This is a genomic window from Pseudomonas cyclaminis (assembly GCF_015163715.1).
Classification (GTDB): Bacteria; Pseudomonadota; Gammaproteobacteria; order Pseudomonadales; family Pseudomonadaceae; genus Aquipseudomonas; species Aquipseudomonas cyclaminis.
In genome coordinates, this window is the sequence record NZ_JADDUM010000227.1 from 21,260 (window position 1) to 43,266 (window position 22,007).

At 60.7% G+C, this 22,007-nt stretch carries 17 protein-coding genes and 1 pseudogene; 7 read left to right on the top strand and 11 right to left on the bottom strand.

Annotated features, from left to right (window positions below; genetic code table 11):
* Positions 1-15: 15 nt before the first annotated feature.
* Genes IQK56_RS25200 through IQK56_RS25215 form a run of 4 tightly spaced genes read right to left on the bottom strand, consistent with a single transcriptional unit; the run spans position 16 to position 6,127 of the window.
* Entirely contained in the window at positions 16-1,209 is a 1,194-nt protein-coding gene (locus IQK56_RS25200; protein ID WP_193862662.1) for a hybrid sensor histidine kinase/response regulator, read from the bottom strand.
* Positions 1,203-1,802: a chemotaxis protein CheB gene (locus IQK56_RS25205; RefSeq protein WP_150760010.1), complete on the bottom strand. Its 600-nt coding sequence runs from the start codon at positions 1,800-1,802 to the stop codon at positions 1,203-1,205. Before IQK56_RS25205 ends, IQK56_RS25200 begins: the two co-directional genes overlap by 7 nt.
* Positions 1,799-2,629, bottom strand: coding sequence for a CheR family methyltransferase (locus IQK56_RS25210; protein ID WP_224793894.1), 831 nt, complete (start codon positions 2,627-2,629; stop codon positions 1,799-1,801). Before IQK56_RS25210 ends, IQK56_RS25205 begins: the two co-directional genes overlap by 4 nt.
* Positions 2,630-6,127: a response regulator gene (locus IQK56_RS25215; protein WP_122310129.1), complete on the bottom strand. Its 3,498-nt coding sequence runs from the start codon at positions 6,125-6,127 to the stop codon at positions 2,630-2,632. It lies immediately after the preceding gene.
* A 282-nt stretch (positions 6,128-6,409) separates the two neighbouring features.
* Between IQK56_RS25215 and IQK56_RS25220 the strand changes: the two genes are divergently transcribed.
* The 5 genes from IQK56_RS25220 to IQK56_RS25240 all read left to right on the top strand — a co-directional run bounded on the left by IQK56_RS25220 (position 6,410) and on the right by IQK56_RS25240 (position 14,768).
* Positions 6,410-9,928, top strand: a complete 3,519-nt coding sequence (locus IQK56_RS25220) for a hypothetical protein (RefSeq protein ID WP_246500288.1) — start codon at positions 6,410-6,412, stop codon at positions 9,926-9,928.
* A gap of 218 nt (positions 9,929-10,146) precedes the next feature.
* Positions 10,147-10,515: a response regulator gene (locus IQK56_RS25225; protein ID WP_150760012.1), complete on the top strand. Its 369-nt coding sequence runs from the start codon at positions 10,147-10,149 to the stop codon at positions 10,513-10,515.
* A 255-nt stretch (positions 10,516-10,770) separates the two neighbouring features.
* Positions 10,771-12,171 carry a DUF1254 domain-containing protein gene (locus IQK56_RS25230; protein WP_193862661.1) on the top strand — a complete coding sequence of 467 codons (1,401 nt, stop codon included), beginning with the start codon at positions 10,771-10,773 and terminating at the stop codon, positions 12,169-12,171.
* A 63-nt stretch (positions 12,172-12,234) separates the two neighbouring features.
* A complete protein-coding gene (locus tag IQK56_RS25235; RefSeq protein ID WP_193862659.1) occupies positions 12,235-13,785 on the top strand; it encodes a J domain-containing protein in 1,551 nt (516 codons plus the stop codon).
* Positions 13,782-14,768 carry a DUF3829 domain-containing protein gene (locus tag IQK56_RS25240; RefSeq protein WP_150760015.1) on the top strand — a complete coding sequence of 329 codons (987 nt, stop codon included), beginning with the start codon at positions 13,782-13,784 and terminating at the stop codon, positions 14,766-14,768. Before IQK56_RS25235 ends, IQK56_RS25240 begins: the two co-directional genes overlap by 4 nt.
* Here the strand turns inward: IQK56_RS25240 and IQK56_RS25245 are convergent.
* Together IQK56_RS25245 and IQK56_RS25250 are read right to left on the bottom strand one after the other, a co-directional pair.
* Positions 14,765-15,436: a DUF3313 domain-containing protein gene (locus IQK56_RS25245; protein WP_193862657.1), complete on the bottom strand. Its 672-nt coding sequence runs from the start codon at positions 15,434-15,436 to the stop codon at positions 14,765-14,767. The two genes, IQK56_RS25240 and IQK56_RS25245, sit on opposite strands and share 4 nt — an antisense overlap.
* Before the next feature lie 121 nt (positions 15,437-15,557).
* Complete coding sequence (locus IQK56_RS25250; protein WP_150760017.1) at positions 15,558-16,052, bottom strand: hypothetical protein; 495 nt, start codon at positions 16,050-16,052, stop codon at positions 15,558-15,560.
* A gap of 163 nt (positions 16,053-16,215) precedes the next feature.
* Here IQK56_RS25250 and IQK56_RS25255 point away from each other — a divergent pair.
* Positions 16,216-16,904 (top strand): annotated as a pseudogene (locus IQK56_RS25255) (aspartate/glutamate racemase family protein).
* Here IQK56_RS25255 and IQK56_RS25260 read toward each other — a convergent pair.
* The 5 genes from IQK56_RS25260 to IQK56_RS25275 form a co-directional block, all read right to left on the bottom strand.
* Complete coding sequence (locus tag IQK56_RS25260; RefSeq protein ID WP_122308512.1) at positions 16,901-17,413, bottom strand: GNAT family N-acetyltransferase; 513 nt, start codon at positions 17,411-17,413, stop codon at positions 16,901-16,903. The pseudogene IQK56_RS25255 and the gene IQK56_RS25260 sit on opposite strands and share 4 nt — an antisense overlap.
* A gap of 61 nt (positions 17,414-17,474) precedes the next feature.
* A complete protein-coding gene (locus IQK56_RS31450) occupies positions 17,475-17,801 on the bottom strand; it encodes a DUF1176 domain-containing protein (protein WP_341869544.1) in 327 nt (108 codons plus the stop codon).
* Positions 17,802-17,862: 61 nt separating this feature from the next.
* Entirely contained in the window at positions 17,863-18,546 is a 684-nt protein-coding gene (locus IQK56_RS31455; RefSeq protein ID WP_279649441.1) for a DUF1176 domain-containing protein, read from the bottom strand.
* 53 nt (positions 18,547-18,599) lie between these two features.
* Positions 18,600-19,739 (bottom strand): glycerate kinase, encoded by a 1,140-nt coding sequence (locus IQK56_RS25270; protein WP_193862655.1) that lies wholly within the window; start codon positions 19,737-19,739, stop codon positions 18,600-18,602.
* Positions 19,740-19,830: 91 nt separating this feature from the next.
* Positions 19,831-20,937 carry a sugar diacid recognition domain-containing protein gene (locus IQK56_RS25275; protein ID WP_193862652.1) on the bottom strand — a complete coding sequence of 369 codons (1,107 nt, stop codon included), beginning with the start codon at positions 20,935-20,937 and terminating at the stop codon, positions 19,831-19,833.
* A gap of 162 nt (positions 20,938-21,099) precedes the next feature.
* Here IQK56_RS25275 and IQK56_RS25280 point away from each other — a divergent pair.
* The coding region (locus IQK56_RS25280; RefSeq protein WP_193901869.1) for an MFS transporter at positions 21,100-22,007 on the top strand (908 nt) is incomplete at its 3' end.

Below are 22,007 nucleotides of genomic sequence, written 5' to 3' on the forward strand. Positions count from 1 at the left end.
ACGTGACGATTGATTTCACGCCGACGTATCGAGGGGCAGGCACACCCGAAACAGCGCGCCCTCGCCTATCTGGCTTTCGACCTCGATGGTGCCACCATGGGCCGCAACGATCTGCTCGGAAATAAACAGCCCAAGGCCCAGGCCTGCTGCCACTTGGCTGGCGGACACGCGCTCGAATTGCTGGAAAATACGCTTCTGGTTCTCTTCGCTGATGCCGATGCCGTGATCGCGCACCTCCACCCGCGCTTCGCCGTGCTCACTGTACACCCGCACTTCAACCGGGCTCTTGGCCCCGTAGCGCAGGGCATTGGTCAGCAGATTGGTGACCACCTGTTCGATGCGGAACTCGTCCCAGCTGCCTTCGACGGGCTCGTCTGCAACCAGTTGCATCGATGAATCGGCGGCCGCCACTTGCGGCGCAAAGTTCTCCACCAGGTTGCTGACCAGTTGTGTGAGGTCAAACCGCGCCGGGCGTATCGATAACTTGCCGGTACGGATACGCGACACGTCGAGCATGTCTTCGATCAAGCGAATCAGGCTTTTGATTTGTCGCTCATCGCGGTCGACCATCGCATGCATCTTGTCCAGGGTGAAGGCGGCGGCGTTGTCACGGGCCAGGTGCATCTTGCGCAGTTGGGTTTCCAGGATCAGCCCGTTGAGGGGCGTACGCACTTCGTGGGCGACGATTGACATGAAGTCGTCACGCATGCGCACGGCCTGCTCCAGCTCCGCCTGGGTGGCCTGCAGGCGGTTCAGCAGCAACTCCTGCTCGCGGCGGCTGCGCTCCAGGGCTTCGACCTGTTGCTTCATGGCCTTGCTCTGGCGATACAGGTCGACAAACACATTGACCTTGCTCTTCACCGCGTGGATATCCAGCGGTTTGTGCAGGAAATCCACGGCGCCGCTTTCGTAGCCCTTGAAGGCGTAGTTGAGTTCGCGGCCAGCAGCGCTGACGAACACAATCGGGATGTTCTTGGTTTTTTCGGTGCCGCGCATCAACTCGGCCAGTTCGAAACCGTTCATGCCGGGCATCTGCACGTCGAGAATCGCCATGGCGAATTCGTGCTCCAGCAACAGGGACAAGGCTTCATCGGCGCTCAATGCCTTGAAGACCTGGCGATCCTCGCGCTTGATCAGCGCTTCGAGGGCCAACAGGTTCTCCGGCAGATCGTCGACGATCAGCAGTTTGGCCTGGACAGTACTTAACATGGGGAAGATTCCAGCAAAGCCAGTAACGAGCCGATTTGGCTCAGCGTAAGAATATGGTCAGGGGTGTGCAGGGCCAGGGCCGCACGGGGCATTACGGCGATGCGCGCTTCGTCCGGGTCCTGCACGATGGTGGTGCCACCCGAGCGCTTGACGTGGGCCAGACCACGGGCGCCGTCCTGGTTGGCGCCGGTCAGCAGAATGGCCAGCAGATTTTTGCCGTAGGCATCGGCGGCCGACGCGAACAGGTAATCGATGGCGGGTCGGGAATGATGCACGCGATCCTCTTGGCTCAGGGACAGGCTGTAATCATGCTCCACCGAGAGGTGATAACCGGGGCCAGCGAAATACAGAGCGCCCGCCTTGATCACCTCTTTGTCACGCGCCTCATGCACCGGGATACGCAGGCGCCGGGCAAACACGTCGGCCAACTGGCTGCGACGCTCATCCGGCAGGTGCAGCACGGCAATGATGGGCAAGCCAAAGCCCTCAGGCAGCTCGTTAAAAATACTCAGCAACGCCTCGACACCGCCGGCAGACGCGCCGACGACGATGGCTTCAATCCCGCGAATCGGGCTGGCTGGCGCTTCGTTCATGATTTGCGGTAGATCCGTTCCTGTTTGACCAAGGGTTCGAATTGCTTGCTGTAGGCCGAAAAATCCAGGGTTTCCTTGCTGCCCAGCACCAGAAAGCCGCGATGGCACAGCGACTCATGAAACAATCCAAACGCCCTGTCCTGCAACTTTTTATTGAAATAAATCAGTACGTTACGGCAGGAAATTAATTGAGTTTCTGAGAATACACTATCGGTCGCCAAGCTGTGATCGGCAAAGGTCACGTTCTCCCGTAGCGTCTTGTCGAAGATGGCGTAATCGTAAGCCGCCGTGTAGTAGTCGGCAAATGAACGTTGCCCACCGGCCTGCTGATAATTGGCGGTGTAGGCGCGCACGTTCTCCAGGGAGAAGATGCCTTGCTTGGCTTTATCGAGCGAGGCCGGGTTGATGTCCGTGGCATAGATGATCGTGCGTTCCAGCAGGCCCTCTTCACGCAGCAGGATCGCCATGGAGTAGACCTCCTCCCCCGTGCTGCAGCCGGCGATCCAGATCTTGATCGACGGATACGTCTTGAGCAGCGGCACCACCTCCTGGCGGATGGCCAGGAAGTGCGACGGGTCGCGAAACATCTCGCTCACCGGAATCGTCAGGAACTGCAGCAGTTGCATGAACGCCGCCGGATCGTGCAGCACACGCTCCTGCAAGGCCGAGATGGTCGCGCAGTCGAACTGGCGCAGGGCGTGCGCCACACGGCGTTTGACCGACGCACCGGAGTAGTCGCGAAAGTCATAGCTGTACTTGAGGTAGATCGCCTCAATCAGCAGGCGCAGCTCGATGTCGCTGCTCTTGTCCAAAAAAACGTGCTCCACTTAAATGCGTTCCATCTTCGGCAGCCATACGCGAATCAGTGAGAACAGACGGTCCAGATCGATCGGCTTGGCCAGGTAATCGTTGGAGCCCGCCGCGAGGCAACGCTCCTGATCGTCCTTCATGGCCTTGGCCGTCACCGCGATGATCGGCAGCTTCTTCCAGCGCGGGTCCTGGCGGATCAAGGCGGTGGCCTCGTATCCGTCCATCTCCGGCATCATCACGTCCATCAGCACCAGGTCGATATCGTCGACTTCATTGAGTTTGTCGATGGCTTCGCGGCCGTTACGCCCGATCACCACCACGGCGCCTTTGTGCTCAAGCGCACTGGTGAGGGCGAAGATGTTGCGCACATCGTCGTCCACCAACAGGATTTTGCGCCCCTCGAACACCTTGTCGCGGCTGCGGGCGGTCTTGAGCATCTTCTGACGGTCATGGGACAGCTGGGATTCGACTTTGTGCAGAAAGAGTGTGACTTCGTCCAACAGGCGCTCCGGTGAACGTGCGCCCTTGATGATGATCGAGCGCGAGTACTTGCGCAGCTCGGCCTCTTCATCGCGGGTGAGGTTGCGCCCGGTGTAGACGATCACCGGCGGGAACGAGCAGATGTCCTCGGTGGCCATGCGCTTGAGCAGTTCATTGCCGAGCATGTCCGGCAGCTTGAGGTCGATGATCATGCAGTCGTAGACGTTGGTGCGCAGCAGGTCCAACGCGGCCTGGGCGAAACCGACATCGGTGATCTCGATGTCATCGTCGCCGATCAGGCGGGCAATGCTGTCGCGTTGCAGGTCATCGTCCTCCACCAGGAGTACGCGCTTGACCTTCTGGGTCAGCTTGGCTTCCAGCCGCGCAAACACGTCCTTGAGCTCTTCGCGGGTGGTGGGTTTGACCGCATAGCCGATGGCGCCCATGTGCATGGCGGCTTCGACGCGGTCTTCCACGGAGATCACATGCACCGGGATATGACGGGTACTGGCATGCTCCTTGAGGCGTTGCAGCACGGTCAGCCCGGAATGGTCCGGCAGGCGCATGTCCAGCAGAATCGCGTCGGGGATGTACTCCTCGGCCAGGCTGTAGCCTTCATCCGCCCCGTGGGCAACCAGGCAGTGGTAGCCCAGTTCGTGGGCCAGGTCGAACAGGATACGGGCGAAGTTGGGCTCGTCTTCCACCACCAGGATGCAGCGGTTGGTGAACGGGGCCTTGTCGCGGTCGTCGGCAAAGCGCGGGATCAGGTCAGCGTCGGCGACCGGTAGCGGCGACACCTTGATCGGTGCCGGGGCAGGCACTACCACGGCGTGGCGCGGCGGCTCGATCGGCGGCGCGTCGTCGGCGCGCTCCAGGTACTGCTCCGGCAATATCAGGGTGAACACGCTGCCCTTGCCCGGTTCGCTGGTCACGCTGATGTAGCCACCGAGCAAGGTTGCGAGGTCGCGGGAAATCGACAGGCCCAGGCCGGTGCCGCCGTAACGGCGGTTGGTGGTGCCGTCGGCCTGGCGGAAGGCTTCGAAGATGCTTTCCTGCTGGTCCGGCGCGATACCGATCCCGGAATCGCGCACGGTAAAGGCAATGCCCTCCTCCGATGCGCGGGATACCGAGAGGCTGACCTGGCCCTGCTCGGTGAACTTGACCGCGTTGGACAGCAGGTTCTTGAGGATCTGCTCCAGGCGCTGGCGGTCGGTAAACAGCATCGCCGGCGCGTCGGCCTGGACCTCCACCTGGAAGCCCAGCTTGCGGTCGGCGGCCAGCGGCTCGAACATCCCGCGCAGACCGTCGACCAGACGCGCCACGCTGGAGTTTTCCGGGCGCACTTCCAGCTTGCCGGCTTCGACCTTGGAGATATCCAGGATGTCGTTGATCAGGTTGAGCAGGTCATTGCCGGCCGAGTAAATCGACTCGGCAAACTTGACCTGTTCGGCACTGAGGTTGTCCTGGGGGTTTTCCGCCAGCAACTTGGCCAGGATCAGCGAGCTGTTCAGCGGCGTGCGCAACTCGTGGGACATGTTGGCGAGGAATTCGGACTTGTACTTGCTGGAGCGCTGCAACTCTTCGGCGCGATCTTCCAGCTCCACCTGGGCCTGGTTGAGTTCGACATTCTTGCGGTCCATGGCGTCGCGCTGATCGGCCAGGGTCTGGGTCTGCTCGGCCAATTGTTCGTTGGTCTGTTCCAGCTCAGCCTGTTGGGTCTCCAGGTGGGCCTGGGATTCCTTGAGGATGCGTGACTGCTCCTCCAGCTCTTCGTTGGCGGTCTTGAGTTCTTCCTGCTGCACTTGCAGCTCTTCGTTGAGCTGCTGGGTCTCGGCCAGCACTTCTTGCAGGCGCTGGCGATAACGCGCGGCCTCGATGGAGGTGCCGATGTTGCCGGCGATCAGCTCCAGCAATTCAATGTCGCGGTCATTCAGCGGGCGCAGGAAGCCGAGTTCGATCACCCCGTTGACACGGTCGTCATCGCTGGTCGGCACCACGAGCACGCTGCGGGTAGCACCTTCGCCGAGGCCGGAGCTGACTTTGAAGTAATCCACCGGCACATCATCCAGGCGGATCAGACGCTCCAGTTGCGCGGCCTGCCCAACGATACCTTCGTCGCTGTAGATTGATTGCTCCAGCTGCTCCTGCTCGCGGGAGAAGCCATACGTGGCCACCCGTTTCAGGCCGCCGTGTTCCTCGCGCACATACAGCGCCGCAACGGCCGAGCCCATGTATTGGGCGAAAAATTGCAGGATATTGCGCCCCAACATGTTCAGGGTCAGTTGGCCCAGCACTTGTTCGGCCAGTTCAGTCTGCCCATTGCGCAACCAGGCCTGCTGTTCGAGGCGCCGTGCAATCTTCTGTTGTGACGCGAGGGTTGCGGCATAACTCTCTGATAGAGCTAACAAATTTCTTCTGCCGATATACGCCAGAAAGCCACTCAAGCCGAGTACGAACGCCAGGTACAGGGAGACGCTGATCACAGTCGTGCGCGTGACATCCTCATTGCGGGTGAGGCGGAACTGCTGCTCCATCGCCACCGCTTCGTCGTATTCCTTGCGAATCTCATCGGTGAGGCGCTTGCCACGGCCGGCCTTGACCGCGTTGCGGTAATCACCGTTCTCGCGCTGCATATCAATCATCGACTGGGCGTATTTGTTCCACTCGGCCTGCATGGCCTCAAGGCGCTTGAGGCGGTCGACCTGCTGCGGGTTATCCGCCACCAGCTCCTGCAAATTACGCAGGTCGGCAATGATGCGCGGCTTGGCCACTTCGTACGGGTCGAGGAAATGCTCGTCACCGGTGATCAGGAACCCGCGCATGCCGGTTTCCAGGTCAACGGTGAGCTTGGAGGACTCGTTAAGGTTATTGATCACCCGATCGGTGTGCTCCACCCACTTGATCACCGTCAGCAAATACGTGATCAGGCACACAAAAAACACGGCGCTGAGCACACCCACACCCAGGGGTAATGCCACGTTTCGGCTCAGGAGGGTACGAAAGCTCTTTTCATCGACTGACGACGCGGGAGTCATGGGCATGCCTTGGCCAAGTGCGGAAAAACCGGGAGTTTGCCCCAAAGTTGCGGTTGAACGCTATTTTTCTAAGGCCGGGAGTGCGAAGAACTGCTGCCACTTGGTGCAAAAGTGCCTCTATCAACGGCATGTCACATCATGTCAACGATTTAACTGCTCACACTGTTGTGCACGTGCAATCGGAACGTGGGCGCGTCGGTTTTCCACCCAATGCTGCGTCTCGGAAACAGGGAGTCTCCATCAGGAGGGCGCTTAATTCCTATCCGTAAAGGTATTTGCAGCATGTTGAATATCTCGACACACGTGTCTACCGCCACGCCCCTTCCCGTCGTTACAGCCACGCCCAGGCCGAGCCTTGCTGAGTCAGCCCCTTCGGCTATCGGCACCCCGGACACCCCATCGTCACCCGGGAAAACCGACCTCCCCCGCAAACTGGCCGATAAGGCGAACTTGAAGACGTTCGGCCAGGCGCTCAGGGACCTGGCGACAAGATTGGGCAAAGACGCAACGCCCGAGGCCATTCTTGAGGGGATAAAAAACACCTCCATGGCTATCGATCCGGCCTCTTCGTACCTCGCGCCGGGCAATGGCAGCGTGGGCCTGGAGGCTTTCATCGAGCACCTGGGAGTCAAGGTGCCCGCCGCCCACTTCCACCTCAATGCACTCGCTGATGCGGTCATCGACAGAGCATTGGAGCACCCTCTGGGCAATCTGGGAGGCGCGCTGTCCTGGCCAACGCCCTTGGCGTCAGACGAACAGCGACGCCTGCGGGCCATTACGCTCAATCACGCCCACCATCTGGGTGACAAACCGTTGGTGATGCAAACCCAAGGCGGTGTACTGGAGTTCCTGCGTTATCGCCAGCCGTTACCGGCGGATGCGCAGAATGATCCCGCGAAGATACTGAATGCGCTGATCAGCTCACCGCAGGCCCAACTGATGGGCAAAGAGATACAAGAGAAAATGCAAGGCATTGACACCGGCAGCAGCGTGACGGATTACCTGCTGGCGGGAATTGCGCTGCAGATGGACCCTGAGTCCATCACCGCGCCTCGTCGCAACAGCATTGCCGGTTTCGATCTGGCAAGCGAGCAACATTGGGGTAAGCCTGCCTCCGCCGTAGTTGAAGGCCTGGCCGCTCATTTGAGCGCGACAAAGCGCACAAGCCCCGCCTTGGCACACGTCGGTGCCCACCTGCTGTTGGCCAGCCGCGCCCCGGTGTTCCTGATCAAGGACATACCCGCCTCTGTGACCTATGGCAGTACGGCGTGGATGAACCTGGCGGTGGCTGCGGCCACAATCGAGGCCCGTACGCCGGGCAAAGTCCCGAACATGACGTTTGCCGACGTCATGCGCGAGGCCGAAAGTGCATCCCTGGCAGACCGTTCGATTACCCAGCACGCCCAGGCTGCGGCCCTGGTGGATTGGGGAGTGGCCAACGGTGTTATCCGCAAAAACCTCAACGACGACTATTCCGACGCACAACTCGATACGGTCAGAACCGCCTTCAACGAACAACTTGACGCTCGGCTCACGGCGACCAAAGCGCTGGACGAGCCAATACCCACCCGAAAAGAAATTGCACTGGCCAGACTCCAAGAGCGTTTTGGCGACCTGGGGCCGCTTTTTGAAGAGAAAGTGCTGAGTACGGACGCTTATCGCGGGACCGATAAGCAAATCAGGCTGGTGGGCAAGCATTCGATGTTGGATATCGCCATGATGGACTTGCCGGATCCGGCGCCCTTCAAGTCGGATGACCCCCGTATTCCGTTGGAAGCATTGAACGCCAACTTGAGTTTTGGCGTGCGAGGCGCCTTCGAACAAGAGTTCAGCCAAAGCATCAAGGAGAAAAAATCCGCTGTAAACACCACGATCCGGCACTTGATTTCACAGCTGCCGTTGGCGGATCGAAAAAATTTCGAATTCGGTAAAGTCACCTTGTTCCAAGAAGGTTCGCATGAGTTAGGCCTGGGGTTTACCGATAAGACCTACGGCCCAAACAAGCCAGGCCTGCTGGTCAGGACTGAACTGAACGGCGTATCGGCAGCGTACGAAATCAACTTCAACAAAGGCACGATTGAACCCACGTATCTGTGGCGGGCGGAGGAACAGAACTCACGTCAATCACGGTGGGTATCCACGACTAAACCCTTCAAGCCTGAGGAGGGAGCCGACCTGCTCAGTGTTGAACGACCGGTGAATGAATCACAGTTGAACACCTTCAATGGCGATCGATCCCATGCCATTGCCAACGCGTTTGTTCAGCACCTTGAACTCGACGACCCGTCTATAAAAGCCAATGCGCTGGGCCAGACCACCCTGGACGAATTGCAAGGCGGCCCCAAGCCACTCACCGAATTTCTGTTGAACCTGATCCCGTTTCGATCGGCCATCGTCAATTTCCAGAAAGGAAACTATGGCGAGGGCGCATTCGATCTGGTGCTGGATGTATTCGGCTTTCTCACCGCCGGCGCCGCAGCCGCAGGCAAACTGATGAAGATAAGCAGCTCCGCGCTCTCCAGCGGCGCCAAGGCGCTACGGGCCGCCAAAGTGATCGGCGCAGCGACCATAGGGGCGCTGAACCCCTTGAGCGGTTTGGGTGATCTGGCGGCGGGAGGCGCCAGGGTATTGGGCCAGGGCGCCAGTTTCCTCGCGACCAAAGGGGCTGAGGCCATTCATAAACTCAGGGGTGCCAGCGGTAGCTATGACCTGCTGAACGCCGTCAGCAAAGAACACGGCACGGCCTTGATCGGTACGTTTACCTCCGGGAACCGCAGCATCGAAACGGTTTCAGTACTCAAGAACGATCAGTGGTACCACTACAACCCCGACAAAAACGAGCTGTATGGCTTGCCGATCAAGGACTTCAAGCCCAAGGGCGCAAGTGAGCCCCCCACGCTTAACGCCCAGGAAGAGCGCGAGCTCTATCATGTGGACTTCAAGAACAACATCCTCGCTGCGCAAACGCCGTCCAATCTGCCGCGGTACAACATGGGGCATTCACGCGGCCTCCTGCAGAATGTCGAGGGGTACCAAAAAGGCATGGGCAGCGCTGAACTCAGGCAGTTGGCATCAAAACCCGAGCGAACCCCGGAAGAAATGGGGGTACTGACAAGGGAAATCAAAAAGAACGACCTCGAGGAGGCTCAGTATGCATCTCGTCTCTTGACCCACGATGTCAACGCGCCCGGCGTTCGCGTCGTCCCGGTGTCACAAGTTCATTACCTGACGAATGTTGATATTACGTCGCGTGGCGAGTGCGCGGGTCTATCCAATGCAATGGCCTTGGCGGTCCACCAGGGGAAAGAAGATAAGCTGATGCAAAACCTCTACAGGGCAGCCGGTAACCCAAGCGATCCCAAAGCTGCTTTGTTCATCCAACAGCTAAAGGATCTTCAAGAGTCGGCCGGCAGGAAAACCACGTTCCATATGGGCAAACCGCATACGAAGACACCTTACCAAGACATCATCGAGGACTTGACCAACTCCCCCCAATCAAAAACCCTGAGAATCACTACCAAAAACCATGCAATGCTCGCCGGGATAAGAGTTGAAGCCGGCAAGACCGATTGGTTTTTCTACGAACCCAACTCCGGGATGGCCACATTCACCACCTTGCAATCGATGCAGGAGGGCATGGAGAAAGCACTGAACAGCGGGAACATTGCCGCCACCCTGTCCCCCTATGGCAGCAAGCGCGGTACACGGGAATACTCTGTCAGCACATTTGACCCAACTGACATGAATGTCGATTTCGTGAACAAGCCGGCTCTACAGCAACTCATCGATGCCCAATTGTAATGCCTTGATTGGCGCTGTTGAGCACCCCAGCCTTGCAGCAAACCCTGCGGGGCTGGGCCTACGAATTCAATTTGTACGGCCCTGGAAAGAGACAACGCCGTCCAGTGTCGTCACAATGCGCGCTTCAGGGGAACTTGCCTGGATCGGGAAGACTCACTAGTGCAGTGTCTTTTTGACTTTTTTATCACCGCCCCCCCCTCTTTTCAGGAACTCCCACTATGTCGTCCGCGCCAACCTCCATCATCCTTGTCGTTGAAGATGACGCCATTGTGCGCATGCTGATCGTCGATGTACTTGAGGAGTTGGAGTTCGAGGTGCTTGAAGCGGCCGACGCTGAAGAGGCCTTGGTTCAGGTTCAGGACAATGGCCAGGTGATTGACCTGATGATGACCGACGTTGGCCTGCCGGACATGGACGGCAAGCAGCTGGCAACGAAAGTCCGTGAGCTGCGACCCTCGCTGCCGATCCTGTTCGCCAGCGGCTATGCCGAGAACATTGACGTGCCCGCAGGCATGCAGGTGATTGCCAAACCGTTCTCGATTGATCAACTGCGTGACAAAGTCAAATCGATGCTGCCGCACGCTTGATTCTGCCGCTGCCCTGAAGTGATCGCCTTCACCCTGTGAGACTGATTCGACTGCTGCGCGGCACCTTGCCCATCGCGCCGTCGGACGTTATCGATGTGCCGCGCCAGCACTCTGCCACAAACTTCACTTCGGACCGCACGCGCCAAAAGACTTCGAGAGCAACTGGGTGCAAACTCTGCCCGGCAAACATGGGTTCAGCTATAAAAGCTGGAAACTGGTCGACATCATCCCCTGCTCATTAAGAGACGCAACAACATGATCAAACAACCGACGCGCCTGCTGTTGGCGAGCCTCTCGATACTCATGAGTACCGGCGCCTGGGCCGACTTCACCGCGACCCCGGGCGAAGCGCGGGCCATCGCCAAGGAAGCCTACCTGTATGGCTACCCGGTGGTGGAGATGTACAAGACGCTCTACACCCAGGCCGTTGATAAAGGCGGCGCCAACTTCAAGGCACCGTTCAACCGGATCGGCAACACCGCCGAAGTGTTCACGCCCAAGGACACGGCGCTTGCGACCCCGAACGCCGACACGCCCTACTCCTTTGTATGGATGGACCTGCGCAGCGAGCCGTTGGTGCTGACGTTGCCGAAGATCGAAGACAACCGTTACTACTCGGTGCAGTTGATCGACCTCTATACGCAGAACATCGCCTACCTGGGCACCCGCAGCACCGGCAACAATGGCGGCCACTACATGATTGCCGGCCCGGACTGGAAAGGTCAGCAACCGGTCAACGTGGACCGCGTGGTGTACAGCGAAAGCAACATCGCCTACGCCCTGTACCGCACGCAGCTGTTCGATGAAAAAGACCTGAACAAGGTCAAGCAGATCCAGAACGGCTACAAAGTGCAGCCGCTGAGCAGCTACGTGAAACAAGCCGCGCCGGCCAAGGCGCCGAAGGTGGCATGGCCCAAGCCCACCGCGACCATGGCTGAAGGCCCGCAACTGTTTCGCTACCTGAACTTCATGCTGGCCTTCGCCGCGCCCCAGGACAGTGAAAAAGACCTGCTGGCGCGCTTTGCCAAAATCGGCGTCGCCCCCGGTGCGCCGTTCAAGTTCAACCAGTTGACGCCTGAGCAGCGCAAGGCCCTGGAAGATGGCATCAGCGATGCCCGCGCCGAGTTTGCAGCGTTCAAGAAGGACAAGCTCGACACCCACCAAGTATCCAGCGGTGATCTGTTCGGCAGCCGCGACCACCTGCAAAACAACTACCTGTACCGCTACGCCGGTGCGGACATGGGCATCTTCGGCAACTCCAGCGACGAGGCCGCGTACCTCGGTTACTACGTCGACAGCGAAGGCAAGCCGGCCAACGGTGCGCGTCACAGTTACACCGTGCATTTCGCCAAGGACCAGTTGCCTCCGGCCGATGCGTTCTGGTCCCTGACCATGTACGACGCCAAGACCAAGCTGCTGGTGCCCAATCACAAGAAACGCTACCTGATCAACTCGCGCATGTTGGGTGACCTCAAGCGCGACGCCGACGGCGGTGTGACCCTGGCGTTGCAGCACCATGAGCCACCGAAAGCCGAACAGAGCAACTGGTTGCCGGCCCCGCCCGGCCCGTTTTTCGCTGTACTGCGGATTTACCTGCCCAAGCCTGAGGTGGGTAGCGGTCAATGGAAGCTACCGCCACTGACACCGCTCAAGTAACGCCACGCGCCCGGCCGCAACAGGGTCAGACCGGGCGCGATTGTTTAGGGAGTTGTACCGCACATGACTTGCTGGAATGTTCTCGGCCTGACGCCGGATGCCGATAGCCGCACGATCAAGCGTCAATACGCCGCCTTGTTGAAAAAAACCCGCCCGGACGATGACCCCGAGGGCTATCAGCGTCTGCGCGAAGCCTATGAGGCAGCACTGGCATGGAACCCCGACGAGCAGGTCGCGGATGACGTGCTTATCGAGACATCCGACCACAGCCTCGCCCAGCATTACCAAGCGGCCATGGCCGATGGCACCGCGCTGTTGCTGGAAGTCCACCTGTTGCAACGCTGTATCGACGGCGACCTCAATGCCGAAGACACGCGGTGGGCCTTCGAGACCTTCAACTGGCTGACCGCCTGGCAGCGGTTGGAATTGCCCAGCGAATTGATCAGCACCCTGGAGTTCCAGCACCGGACCCAGTTGCAGCAACCCTTGCACCAAGCCCTCGGCCAGCAAGACGACGCTGCGTTCCTGGCCGCCTACGCGGCTACAACCGGCACGCATGCCTGGGTCAACAATCATCCCCATGCCGAGTGGTTCAACGAATGGTTGGCCAGGCTGCTTGCCAATCATCATTACTGGTCGAGCACGGTGTTCGACGCAGTGTGCGCCGGACAAAACTGGCACGGCGGCGCGGAGCATGGCTGCCCTGCCGGCGACTGGGCGCTGTTGTTGAAGCGCCAGCAAGGGCCAGCCTTTATGGCACGCCAACGTGCATTGGCCGCAGAACCGCCCTACAGCCCGCAACAGCGCGCTGCCCGTTTACTGCTGGCACCGATGAGCCTGGGCCAGCGCCGTGCTTTCGCCCAACGCTTCGACGAAGACGACTGGCAGGCCTGCAAGACCCTTAGCGCCGATATTTATGCCGATCACGTCAGCGTTGCCGAAGGCATGCCCGGTGGCACGGTGTATTTCTGGCAGGGCTGGGAGTCGGCCATGGACACCTGGCCGTGGATCGTTGCGCTGGTGCTCAGTTGCCTGGTGGGCGTGCTGGCAAAGGCCGACGCCTTGGCCGGCAACGTGCTACCGACCTTGGGCCAGGGGATCCTATGGTCGATCGGTGCCGTGGTCTGTGCGGGCATCGCCTGGCAGGCCTGGCGTCCGTTGGCTCATCAATACCGCGTGCTGGATGAACAGCTGAGCCAACGCTTGCCCCGCTGGATCACCCCGACCCACTTGCCGCTGTTGCCGATACGCGACCTGGTCCCCGGCCTGGTCCTCGCGGCGGCGTTGGGTTATGTGTTCAGCCCGTTCGCCAGCTTGACCCTGGTGGTCGCGCTGGCGCTGGTGGGGTTGATCAAGCGGCCGTTCATGAATCACCACACGCCTTGGACCGCCAGGCATCCACGCTGGGCCGCACTCGGCGGTGCGCTTTGCCTCGTCAGCGCGGTCGCGCTCTACGCTGGCTTGAAGGTGCTCGACAACCAGCACCTGCTCACCCGCAACCAAGGCCTGCAGCAGTGGACCGAACGCCTGTGCAGCCGCATGCCACGCACTGCAGATAACTGCCAAGCTCCTGCCACGAAGGCGCAGTGGTATGGCCAGGAGGTGGGACGATGAACTCCAATTGGTTTATTGCCCTGGGCATTGCGCTGGTTTTTGGCTTGTTCGGCATCGCGAGTGCAGGGAAACAAGTCCATTTGCTGGAGTTGTGGTGGGACCAGCGCGAGGGTCCAGAAACGGCAACTGCCAGTGCATTGGCGCCGATCATCGACTGTGTAAACCGTGTCGATAGAGACACACGGCTGGCGTACTACCAGCTTGTTAACCCTCAGGGTGAAAAGACACAGCAAGCACTCGCCGACCGTGAAGAGTTCGGCGACACCAGGGAACCGCAGCCGGATGTGATCCGCAAAGATGTGTGTGCACCGAAGATTACCGTCAAGTTGGAGCGACTGCTGCCGGATAGTCGGTTGATCGGCGTGACTGAGCGCTACGTGTCAAGCCTGGAGGCGATGACCACGAAGGCCACCGACCTGAAACTGTTCGAGTCCCAGGGCCAGTCGCGGCGGTTCGCGGACAGCACGCAGGCATTCCTGAAAAAAGAGCTGATCGGCACAGGCATTGACTACGCGTCCAAATCTGCAGAACTGCGCCGCTCCCTGGAACGCGAAGAGCAACGCTTGCGTCCCGCGCAACTGGCGTTGCTGGAGGCGCGTTTTGGCCGGGACATGCAGTGGCACCTGCTCAACTACATGATCACGGCGCGCCAGGCGGTCAACCAGATCGAGCAAGGCATGCGCGACGCCAGACTGACCCCGCAACACGTGGCCGACCTGACCGAGGCGGTACGCAAGGCTGCCGAAGACAGCCGAGTCTTTCTGAATGCCATGCCCAGCAGAAGGCCCGACGATGAGGCGATTCACCTCTGGTACAACATCAAGGCGCCTGCCGATGAATACCTCAAGGCCTTGGATACCCTGCGCCAGGACTGGCAGAACCACGCCGCGCCGCAGCAGTTGAGTGACGACTATTACCTCGTCACCCGCCGCTACGATGCCCTGCTCAGCTACTACAACCGGCTGGCCAGGAATGCGTTCTAGTGTTTTCTAAGCTTCACGTAGGACTGATGCAGGTCGGACGCCCAACCGTCGATCACGCTTTTCACGTCATCGGCCTTCATCACCTGCGAATCGTTTTCCAGCGGCTTGCCGGTACCTTTGCGCACCACTTGGGCGATGACCTTGCCACTGGCGCCGTCCAGGAACTGCGCCTCGGTGCCCAAGGTGGTTTCCTGGTCACGGATGCCGGTGCCGGTACTCACCGCCGCCGCCACCAGGGCCACCGGGATGAACTCATAGGGTTTCAGGCCTTCGGTCTTGCTGCTGACGGCGGTGATTGCCGCACGCACCACGATCACACCGGGGCCGGGCGCGTTGGCCAGGGGCAGTGACTTGGCCAACTCACGCTTGAGCGCCTGGTTGTAGTAGGCATTGATGCCGTTGAGGGTGCTGTCGGGGATTTTCGCGGTGGCGTGGGGTTTGGGGAAGAACTGCGTGGGTTCGATGTAGACCGCGTTGTAGCGGCTCAGGTCCAGCTTGGGATCGACCCAGCGCATCACCTCGGCGCCCGACGGTGACTGGGCCTGCTTGAGATGGCTGTAGTCGGAGAGAAAGCCCGAATACTCATCCGGTTGCGTAACCTTGCTGGCGCAGCCCGTCATACCCATCGTGGCGATGCATAGCGTGCTGATCATTAGCCTTAGCTTCATCATTGAACTCCCTGGCGGTTTTCATCGAAACAATGAGCTGTAGGTATAGCCAATCCTGGGGGAATGCACCTTATTTAGCCCCAGGTATCTGGCAGACCAGCGGGTATGGTGACAAGACGACTCAGCTGCGCTCGCGAGGAATCAGGCTCTGCAACTGCGAGGCCAGGAAGTTGGCGTCGAAACCGAAGGTATCCGGGTCCTTCAGGCCATTGGTTTTCTTCCACAGCCAGTCGTTTTTGTCGGCCGCCAGCACCAGCGAAACGCTGCCGTGGCGGGCTGCGGTCAAGCCCATCACTGCCACGGAAATCGAGCCGCCCGCGCCCATCACATCCGGCACGAACTCCACGGTTTTGCCGGTAATCTGCACGTTGAGCTTCTCGGTCTTGAAGGTGGACGTTTCCACCGGCACGCTGGGTCCGCTGGCCACATAGGCTTCACGATGGACCTCCAGCAGCCCGACGGTTTTCACCGGCTCCAACCACTGTTCGATCTGCCCGAACAACTCACCGAGCTTTTGTGCCCAGCGGGCCGACTGCACGTCGAATTGCTGTTTCTTGTGCGCTTCGCTGTCGGCGAAATGACGAAGCATCTCGCCCAGTTGCTGTACATCGTCCATTGCCAGATTCCTTGGGTGAGCCGGGTTGCGAGGGCTGATCATGGCAGATGCGGCGGTTCGGCGTACGGCTTAAAACTGCACCGGTCATTTGGCCGGCAACTGCGTATGACTATTGGCTGGCCAGTGGGTAAGGTGAAACCACATCCCTTGTCAGGAATATCACATGCGCACCATCGGCCTTATCGGCGGCATGAGCTGGGAGTCCAGCGCCGAGTATTACCGGATCATCAACCAGCGCGTGCGCGACCAACTCGGGCCGCTGCGCTCGGCGCAACTGCTGATGTACAGCGTGGATTTCGGCCCTGTGGAGCAGGCCCAGCATGCAGGGCGTTGGGATGACGCCGCGCTGATCCTGGAAGATGCCGCACGTCGCCTGCAAGCGGGCGGCGCCGAGTGTGTGGTGCTGTGTACCAACACCATGCATAAGGTGGCGCCACGTATTGAGGCGGCGGTGTCGATTCCTTTCCTGCACATCGCCGATGCCGCCGGTTTGGCCGCTGTGGAAGCCGGCACGTTGACGGTCGGTCTGCTAGGGACAGCCTTCACCATGGAGCAGGACTTCTCAAGTCGCGCCTGGCCGAGCATGGCCTGACGGTTTTGGTGCCGGACACGGATGAGCGCGAGGACGTGCACCGCATCATCTATGAAGAGTTGTGCGTGGGCGTGATCAGCGACACGTCCCGCCAGATCTACCAACGGGTGATCGAATCCCTGGCTGCCCGTGGCGCCCAGGCCATCATCCTCGGTTGTACGGAAATCGGGATGCTGATCAAGCCGGAACACAGCGACCTGCCGCTGCTGGACACCACCGAGCTGCATGCGCAGGCTGCGGTGGCGTTTGCGTTGGGCTAAGCCCGCTGGCGCAGACGGGCCATGCTGACAGTGTCGACAAACACGCCGTCACGCAAAGCGTAATCGCGCAGCAGGCCTTCCACCTCGAAACCGAATTTACGGTACAGGTGTTGCGCCGCTTCGTTGTCGGCGTACACCGTGAGTTCCACGCGGTGCAGGTTCATCCAGTTGTCGGCCACGTCCAGCGCGGCCGCCAGCAGGCGCGAGCCCACGCCCTTGCCCTGCCAGGCCGGCGCGACGCCCATGCCGAACGAACCCACATGGGCCCGGCGCACGCGCAGGTACTGTTCCAGGCCGAGCTGGCCGATCACCTCGCCCCCGTGCACCGCCACCAGTTGTAGCCGACGCTCGTTGTCCATCACCAGTTTGTTGCGCCAGGCCTCCACGGATTGGAAAGGCATTTGCAGCACCTGTCGACACACGGCCGGTTCGTTATAGAGCGCTGCGACGCCCTCAAGGTGGGCCTCGGTAAAGCGCTGGATCACGATGTGGGGTTCAGGCGTGTGCATGGTGTTTCATCCTTTGAAAGACACGTGGCCAGCCAGTGTAGAGGCCCTGCCCGTCCGATGGCTAGGGCGCCGGCGCTGTCGACCACAGCGCCGGCCAATCGCCGTAACCGACCCCGGTGCAGCGCGGCATGGCGTGCAGTTCACTGAGCTGGAACCCCTGGCCATCAAACACCCAGACGGCACCCGCGCCACAATCGCCGAGCCCGCGCAGCTTGTAGAAATAACTCAAGGTGCCGCTGGCCGGGTCATACCCCACCGAGCCTTGCAGCGGCTCGATCCCCAATGGCAAGGGCTCAAGGTGCATCGGGGTTTGTGCGTACGGCGCCTGGCGCTGGCGGCTGACCACATCGTATTCACAGTTGTAGGCTGCGCAGTCATAACGCACCACCGTCATTGCCTGTTGTGCAGTCAGGGCGCCAGCGTTGGCCTCGGGCGCGCTGCCGGTGCCGTTATCCTCGGGGCGTGATGGTATGCAACGCCGTCGCTACGAGGCCAGCCTGCTCCTGCGCAGTCAACACCGGCGCTCCTGGGAATCTGCGCAACACCGGTGTCTGCAAGCGTGCGGGCACGACGCTGGCCGCGTCCTTGCCCGGCCGGGCCAGGGCGGTGACGTTATCCACCCGGCCCTGCACGGAATCCATCAACAACAGCGAAGCACTCAGCCCACTCAGCAACACATGTGCCTGCTCATCCCCCGGCAACTGCACGCGCTGGCCATTGCGCAAACGCTGTACCCACCGCCGCGCCGCCGCGTCCTCGATGACCCCGTAGGATTGCACCTCGGGATCACCGCCCTGATCGTCGAGTTCTATGTGCAGGTCCCGGGTCAGCTCCAGCCCCAGCGGCTGGCCGTCCAACAGCAGAGTCGACAGGTCTTGCGCCTCGCCGCGATGGTCGAAACGCAAACGCAGGAACCCTTCAGGCCCGGCCTGATGCCAGATGTGCAAGGTCAGCGAGCTGTAGTCCTCTTCGTCAACGCCACGGGGAGCGCTAAGGGCATGGCAATTACGCAGGTTGTCGCAACCCGTGACCCAATTCTTGATTTCCCGGAGCAAGGGTACGGTTTCGGGGTTGGCTTGAGCGAAAGTGGCAGTGCCGGTCAACAGCAGGGCCAGGAATGCGGGACGCAGCATGGGGACTCTCCGTGTCAAAAAAGCGCGGATTGTCCCATGTTCCGGAGGTGACGTCAGTGCTTGGCCGCCGCCCGCCACAGCCGCGCAATATCCGCCGCCCGCTCACGCAACAAACGCGGTGCCTCTCCGCACGCCTGTTCCAGGCTCATCGGGCCGCAAGGCAGGGCGAACGCAGCGTCGACGCCGTGGGCGTACATCTGTTCATAACCGTCGCCCAGGGTGCCGGCAATGACGATTACGGGGACGCCGTGCTGTTGGGCGATACGGGCGACGCCGAAGGGGGTTTTGCCGCGCAGGGTCTGGGCGTCGAAGCGGCCTTCGCCGGTGATGACCAGGTCGGCGCCGCGTACGGCCGCGTCCAGGCCAACCAGTTCGGCGACGACGTCTACACCGGCTCGAAACTGTGCGCCGAGAAAGGCTTTGGCGGCGAAGCCCAGGCCGCCGGCGGCGCCGCTGCCGGGTTCGTCGCGCACGTCCTTGGGCAGAACCTTGGCGCAGTGATCGGCGAAATGGCTGAGGGCGGCGTCCAGCTTCTGGACTTGCTCGGGATTGGCGCCTTTCTGCGGGCCAAAAATCGCTGAGGCGCCGTGGGCACCGCACAGGGGATTGTTGACGTCGGCGGCGATTTCGAAGCGCACCTCGGACAGGCGCGGATCAAGCCGCTCCAGGCTGATATGGGCCAGTTGGGACAAGGCCAGGCCGCCCGGCGCCAGCACGTGGGATTGGGCGTCGGACAGTTGCACGCCCAGCGCCTGCATCGCCCCTGCCCCGCCATCATTGGTGGCACTGCCGCCAATCGCCAGGATGATGCGCTGTGCGCCAGCATCCAACGCGGCGCGGATCAGTTCGCCAGTGCCGTAGGTGCTGCTGATGCAGGCATCGCGCTGCCCTGGCGGGACCAATTGCAGGCCGCTGGCTTCGGCCATTTCAATGATCGCCGTGTGGCTGTCGGCCAACCAGCCCCAACGCGCATCAACCGTGGCGCCCAACGGCCCGCGTACCGCTTGGCGGCGCAACTCGCCATTGCAGGCCGCGAGTACCGAATCCACCGTTCCCTCACCGCCGTCTGCCATCGGGCACTGGATCAACTGCGCATCCGGCCAGACCTGGGCCAGGCCTTGGGCAATGGCCTGGGCGACGCCTTCGGCACTCAGGCTGTCCTTGAACGAGTCGGGGGCGATGATGATTTTCATGGGCTTTCTCCGGTTTTTATGACGCCCATGCTGCCAGTTGGCACCGGGAATGACGCCGGTCCGATGCACAAGTGCGGGTGGGGTTTGTTGTTCATTCCGACAAAGGCTGGGGCAACAGCTGGACGCCCAGGTACAGGGCAAGCATGCCGTCCAGGGTCAGAGGGTCGACGCCACTGAGTTCGGCGATGCGCTCCATGCGGTAGCGCAGGCTGTTACGGTGGATACCCAGTGCATCGGCGCAGGCCTGGCTTTGCCCGTCGTGATCGCACCAACTGCGCAGGGTGGCCAGCAGTTGGCCGTTGTTGTCCTTGGCCAGCACCTTGCGCAGGGGGTTGAGCAGTTCGTCGAGCGCGTCGTCGTTGCGATGGCGCCAGAGCATCACCGGCAGGCGATAACGGTTGAGGGTCAGCAACCGCGAGTGCGGCAGTACATCGCGGCCGTAGGCCAGCAAGTCACCGACGCGCCGGTAGCAACGGCGCAACCCGGCGAGCCCCTCTGCCTGCCCGCCGACGGCCACCCGCAGGACATTCCAGCCCTGGCCTGCGAGTTTTTCCAGCATCCGTGGATTATCCACCTGTACCGCCGCCGGCCGGCACCACAGCAACGAGAACTGCGCCGAGCTGACGCACCAACTGTCCGGATAACGCGACGTCAGCCAGGCACTCAACGCCTCCGCCGACTGGCCGTCACCCAGTTCGAACAAGTACGGCGTGCGCGCCAGTTGGGGCTTGAGTCCCAACTGTTGAGCTTCATCGACCAGGCGCGGCGAGTCACCGGTTTCGGCGAGGAGTAAGGCCAACAGATCGTCGCAACGCTGGCGTCGCCATTGCTGCTCGGCTTGCTGATGACGGTGGCTGACCAGCATTTCAGCGGTCATGCGTACCAGTTCAGCGTAGGTGCGCAGCAGCTCAGGTTCGCCAGTGATGCCCAGCACACCGATCAAGCGCTGATCGTGCATCAGCGGCAGGTTGATACCGGGTTGCACGCCCTTGAGGTGCTTGGCGGTCTGGCCGTCGATTTCCACCACGCGACCATTGGCCAGCACCAGTTGCGCGCCTTCGTGGCGGGTGTTGATCCGCTCGGACTCGCCACTGCCCAGAATCAGGCCCTGGCTGTCCATGACGTTGACGTTGTAGGGCAAAATCGCCATGGTCCGATCAACGATGTCCTGCGCCAAGTCATGATCCAACTCGAACATGAGTCTAAATTCCTGAAAAAAACATGATTGTTCATCGGCACAGCGCAAAGTACCCATCACTGTGCGCGAGCACAAAGACAGCACCCCGCCCGGTGGCCGAGACTCGTTGGGCGATCAACGTTACCCTCGCATCGCGAAAAATCATAATAAAGAGAGAACGCCATGTCACAGAGCGCCGCTGCCACACTGGCCACCGATGACGATAAAAACGCCATCTACAAGCGCATTACCCTGCGCCTGATCCCCTTCATTTTCATCTGCTATCTGTTCAACTACCTCGACCGGGTCAACGTTGGCTTTGCCAAGTTGCAGATGCTTGATGCGCTGAAATTCAGTGAAACCGTGTACGGCCTGGGTGCCGGGATTTTCTTCATCGGCTACGTGCTGTGCGGTGTACCGAGCAACCTGGCACTGACCAAGTTCGGTCCACGGCGCTGGATTGCGTTGATGATGATCGTGTGGGGCACCTTGTCCACGTGCCTGCTGTTTGTCACCACACCGACGCATTTCTACACCCTGCGCCTGTTCACGGGCGCTGCCGAAGCCGGCTTCTTCCCTGGTGTGGTGCTTTACCTGTCGCAGTGGTTCCCGACCTTCCGCCGCGGCCGGATCATGGCGCTGTTCATGTCGGCGATCCCGGTGTCCGGCTTGCTCGGCAGCCCGTTCTCCGGCTGGATCCTCAACCACTTCGCCGCCGGCCAAGGCGGTTTGGCAGGCTGGCAGTGGATGTTCCTGCTGCAAGGCATCCCCACCGTGATTCTCGGCGCCCTCGCTTACTTCCTGCTCAGTGACACGTTTGCCCACGCCAAGTGGCTCAAGCCCCACGAACGTGCGGTGCTGGAAGCCGACCAGGCAACGGACCTGGCCAACAAGCCGAAGACCACCACCGACTCCCTCGCCGAAGTGTTCAAGAACCCGGCGATCTGGGCATTCGGCCTGATCTACTTCTGTATCCAGAGCGGTGTGTACGCAATCAACTTCTGGCTGCCGTCGATCATCAAGAACCTGGGGTTCAGCGATAACCTGGTGATCGGCTGGCTCAGTGCAATTCCGTATCTGCTGGCGGCGGT

Excerpts from the sequence above, each read along its gene's own strand:
- IQK56_RS25235 (WP_193862659.1), top strand. The coding sequence starts at position 12,235 with ATGACTTGCTGGAATGTTCTCGGCCTGACGCCGGATGCCGATAGCCGC.
- IQK56_RS25200 (WP_193862662.1), bottom strand. The coding sequence starts at position 1,209 with ATGTTAAGTACTGTCCAGGCCAAACTGCTGATCGTCGACGATCTGCCG.
- IQK56_RS25240 (WP_150760015.1), top strand. The coding sequence starts at position 13,782 with ATGAACTCCAATTGGTTTATTGCCCTGGGCATTGCGCTGGTTTTTGGC.
- IQK56_RS25205 (WP_150760010.1), bottom strand. The coding sequence starts at position 1,802 with ATGAACGAAGCGCCAGCCAGCCCGATTCGCGGGATTGAAGCCATCGTC.
- IQK56_RS25230 (WP_193862661.1), top strand. The coding sequence starts at position 10,771 with ATGATCAAACAACCGACGCGCCTGCTGTTGGCGAGCCTCTCGATACTC.
- IQK56_RS25275 (WP_193862652.1), bottom strand. The coding sequence starts at position 20,937 with ATGTTCGAGTTGGATCATGACTTGGCGCAGGACATCGTTGATCGGACC.
- IQK56_RS25245 (WP_193862657.1), bottom strand. The coding sequence starts at position 15,436 with ATGAAGCTAAGGCTAATGATCAGCACGCTATGCATCGCCACGATGGGT.
- IQK56_RS25260 (WP_122308512.1), bottom strand. The coding sequence starts at position 17,413 with ATGCACACGCCTGAACCCCACATCGTGATCCAGCGCTTTACCGAGGCC.
- IQK56_RS31455 (WP_279649441.1), bottom strand. The coding sequence starts at position 18,546 with ATGCTGCGTCCCGCATTCCTGGCCCTGCTGTTGACCGGCACTGCCACT.
- IQK56_RS25215 (WP_122310129.1), bottom strand. The coding sequence starts at position 6,127 with ATGACTCCCGCGTCGTCAGTCGATGAAAAGAGCTTTCGTACCCTCCTG.
- IQK56_RS25270 (WP_193862655.1), bottom strand. The coding sequence starts at position 19,739 with ATGAAAATCATCATCGCCCCCGACTCGTTCAAGGACAGCCTGAGTGCC.
- IQK56_RS25220 (WP_246500288.1), top strand. The coding sequence starts at position 6,410 with ATGTTGAATATCTCGACACACGTGTCTACCGCCACGCCCCTTCCCGTC.
- IQK56_RS25250 (WP_150760017.1), bottom strand. The coding sequence starts at position 16,052 with ATGGACGATGTACAGCAACTGGGCGAGATGCTTCGTCATTTCGCCGAC.
- IQK56_RS25225 (WP_150760012.1), top strand. The coding sequence starts at position 10,147 with ATGTCGTCCGCGCCAACCTCCATCATCCTTGTCGTTGAAGATGACGCC.